The organism is Pseudomonas sp. PA15(2017) (assembly GCF_001945395.1).
GTDB lineage: Bacteria > Pseudomonadota > Gammaproteobacteria > Pseudomonadales > Pseudomonadaceae > Aquipseudomonas.
Genome location: NZ_MSXV01000060.1, coordinates 4,155 through 7,374, shown reverse-complemented (window position 1 = coordinate 7,374; position 3,220 = coordinate 4,155). Strand labels below are relative to the sequence as shown.

Here is a 3,220-nt window from a genome sequence, read left to right as displayed (position 1 = left end):
TCTCCAGCCGCGCCGCCTGGTAGGTCTGATCACCGCCACTGAGCAGTGCCAGGTCGCCACCGGCCTGGATGTCGCTGCCGACATGGGTGACGTCGGTGGTTTCGTTGCGTTTGAAGCTGCCTTTTTTCTTTTTCTTGTCAACGCATTTTCTTTTGGATCAGATATTTTTTGATTTATTCAAAAAATCAACAAGAACAAAAATAGTCGACACTACTGTCAATATAACCCCCAGCCTCCAAGAGAAACTTAGAGAGGCATATAAAAACTCAGAGATCGTGCCTTCTCTTCCTTTTAGCTTAGACACCAAAGTTACTGCAAATAAAAACCCAAAAAAAGACATTGCAACTGACACACACAATGTTTTAACAAACCAAAATATCCATTTTGCTTTATTGCTCATCACTTATTCCCTCCACAAAAAAAGACCCTGCACCTTCAGATATTGCTGAGCCCGCAACTGCACCTAGAGTCTCTTTCAAAGAATTTGATATCGAGTTTGGCAATGAGTCTTTAACAAATTTCCCCGTAGCAGCACCAGCCGCAGCACCAACACCTGCCCCAACCATCGCACCTACCGGATCAGTTCCTTTTATTTGGCTTCCCACATAGGCTCCGCCAATACTAACGGCTTGTGTCCCCACTAACCCTCGCCCCTGACTCAGAGCGCCTACGATAGCCGCAACCGTAGCATCGGTATAACTCAATGAATCCAGGTCCGTGCTTAATTGATAACTGATATTAGCGCCGCCACCTATCGTAGCCCCTACCGCTGCGGTGCCCAGCTTAGTTCCGGTGCTGATCAAACCGCCGCCTGTAAGTACGGTGGTAGCCCAGGCTTGTAAAAGCGCCTTCGCGGGGTCAGGGCCTTCGAAGCCGTCACCTCTGGCCATTGCCCGTAGTGCCTCTGCAACCGCATCAGGCGACTCGCCATTCTCAGCCATTTGTTGAGCACGGGACGTTGCCGCCTGTCCATATTGAATAAGCCCCGGTGGTAAACTGAAGTGATTATACTTGGTACCGTTACCAGCGACCCAGGCACCTGTTTGCAGACCTTTCTCGTCTTCATTCAGCGCCGCGGCAGCGACTATACCAATCAGCTGAGAGTTCATGACGAGTAAGCGTTTCTGCTGATCAACGCTCATGCTGCCATACTGCTTAGCCAGCGAACTTATTAAGGCTTCATTGGCACCAGCGGCCAAAGCACCTGTCTTAAAATCCGCACCAGCGGCCTTAGCCGCAAGCCCTCCCATAACAGCATGCAAGCCCACTTTCGGCACACCCCCATTTTCTAGTTGATGATCACGTGAGACTTTACCAATCAAGTTAAACCCTGCTGCTGCGAATGTATTTGCTAGCGTTGCTTGTAATACCTCATCCAAGCTGCCATCCCGTCCCAGCGCCTTATTCAATAGGGTCGAGCTTCCATGCTGCAGAGCTTGGTTTGCTGCAAATTGCCCCACGCCAGTAACAGTTGATAAACCTTCTGTGGTAATAACCGCACCACTATTGACAAGCGTTCCTGAATTGGCGCCTACAGCGTTGCTGGTGGTGCTGGGGGCTGTGCGGGTCGCAGAAGTAGATCGCCACTCCGGTCTGCTGGATAATTTCGGCATGCTGCGCCATCTCCCGCCCCTGGTCGTAGGTCATGCTCTTGCGCATCGCCAGCGGCATGCCATTGAGCGCTGCACTGAAGCCTTGCATCGCCGAGGTCGCCGTCGCGCCATTCATCTTTACCAGCATCAGGTAGCCACTGCTGCGCTCGACCAGGGTGCCCGCCGCTGAGGCGTTGGCCTTGCCCTTGATCAGGTCACCCGCCCAATGGCCCGGCATCAGCCGGTCTTCGATCTCTGGCGGGCGCACATGGATGCTGACCATATCGGGAATCTGGCCACGTCGATCCACACCGCCAGAACGCGGCCGGCGAGTCGTTTTGCCCTGGCGCAGGCAAACGATCAACTCCTTGCGCAACTCGCCCACTGGCAGTGCATAGATCGCGTTGTAAATCGTCTCGCGACAGACGTAGGCGTCTCTGAGGCTGGGTATGTTCATGCGGCGCAGCTTGCCGGCAATCTGCTCGGGAGACAAACGTTCACGCAGCATGTGGGTCACCAGCTCAAAGCGTTCACTGCCTGGCAAGAGTTTGCGTTGGGGGCGACAGGCCTGACGACGGGTACGCATCTGCTGCTGGGCGGTACAGGCCAAGTAGTTGACACCAGAGCATCTATTGCGACGCAGCTCGCGGCTGATGGTAGAGGGTGATCGTTTGATCAGGCCGGCAATCCGGCGCAGACTGAAGCCTTGGGCCTGACCGAGTTGAATTGTGATGCGTTCTTCGATACTAAGTTCGTGATAAGACATAGGAGCAGCACCTTACCAAAAGGGTCAGGTGTTGCACTCAGCTTTTGCCGCCGCCCATTATATATCTCAGCTTTCGTAATCTTCAAACTCCCAAAACCCTAAGCGTGCAACTTTATTTGCAACTTCATTCCAATCTTCACCAACACAGCTCAGCAAGAACTTTCTTATAAATTCATCAATTTTCTTATAATTGTATTCACGAACAATCAGATAATGCCTTCCGATAAGAACTACATCTTGCTCGCAATTCTCCTCAATCCATTTTGGAGTACAAACATCTATATCAAATGACTCTTCCCCGTCTTCCCCCGCTGGCCCAATCATCGCTTGAAGGAGAAAATTGAAGCTCGTTGGTGATTCCGGCTTGTAGTTTTCCAGATCGTAAATATCTGGGCTATGGAGCCGTTTTAATTCTGCATTCATAGTCTAATCCGTGATACTTAGATGGCCATTTGACTGCCATCTCTTTGAGTCTTGACCAGGAAATTTTTGCTCAAAGTTAGCTTGAGTCTTCCCCTGATTGGGTTTGTACGTTGGTGGCCGATATTGCTTTAAACCGTCACTACTGACTAAGGTTTTTCCGTCACTAGCAACCTTATATCCATCGCCCACCCACGCTTTTCCTAAAGCATCAGCTTGTTCTCTTGTACCAGTACCAATATTAAAGTTGCCTTTACCTTTCGAGGCATCTCTGAGCTGGCCACTTAGTTTGGCCCAATCATCTGCTCCTGCTTTTGCATTCTGTAAATCCAGCACCGTATTCGGCGTCTTGCCCGTTAAATCAGGCCCTTTCGCATTGTTCCCAATGCGCTCTAGCGCCGCCCTTTCAGCATTGACCAAGGCCGCCGTTTCTTGAGCAGTT

General features: G+C 51.1%; 3 protein-coding genes and 2 pseudogenes. All 5 read right to left on the bottom strand.

Annotated features, from left to right (window positions below; all coding sequences use genetic code 11):
- Positions 1–157 precede the first annotated feature (157 nt).
- Positions 158–400: a hypothetical protein gene (locus tag BVH03_RS26280; protein ID WP_143486072.1), complete on the bottom strand. Its 243-nt coding sequence runs from the start codon at positions 398–400 to the stop codon at positions 158–160.
- Complete coding sequence (locus BVH03_RS25305) at positions 390–1,613, bottom strand: DUF637 domain-containing protein (protein ID WP_075963772.1); 1,224 nt, start codon at positions 1,611–1,613, stop codon at positions 390–392. The genes BVH03_RS26280 and BVH03_RS25305 overlap by 11 nt, the downstream gene beginning before the upstream one ends.
- A pseudogene (locus tag BVH03_RS25300) lies at positions 1,555–2,358 on the bottom strand (IS30 family transposase); the annotation flags it as partial. The gene BVH03_RS25305 and the pseudogene BVH03_RS25300, both read right to left, overlap by 59 nt.
- A 66-nt stretch (positions 2,359–2,424) precedes the next feature.
- Positions 2,425–2,781, bottom strand: coding sequence for an immunity 8 family protein (locus BVH03_RS25295; protein WP_075963770.1), 357 nt, complete (start codon positions 2,779–2,781; stop codon positions 2,425–2,427).
- Between the two features lie 3 nt (positions 2,782–2,784).
- Positions 2,785–3,220, bottom strand: a pseudogene (locus tag BVH03_RS25290) (hypothetical protein); the annotation flags it as partial.

Coding starts and splice junctions, on each gene's coding strand:
- BVH03_RS26280 (WP_143486072.1), bottom strand. CDS start 400: ATGAGCAATAAAGCAAAATGGATATTTTGGTTTGTTAAAACATTGTGT.
- BVH03_RS25305 (WP_075963772.1), bottom strand. CDS start 1,613: ATGCCGAAATTATCCAGCAGACCGGAGTGGCGATCTACTTCTGCGACC.
- BVH03_RS25295 (WP_075963770.1), bottom strand. CDS start 2,781: ATGAATGCAGAATTAAAACGGCTCCATAGCCCAGATATTTACGATCTG.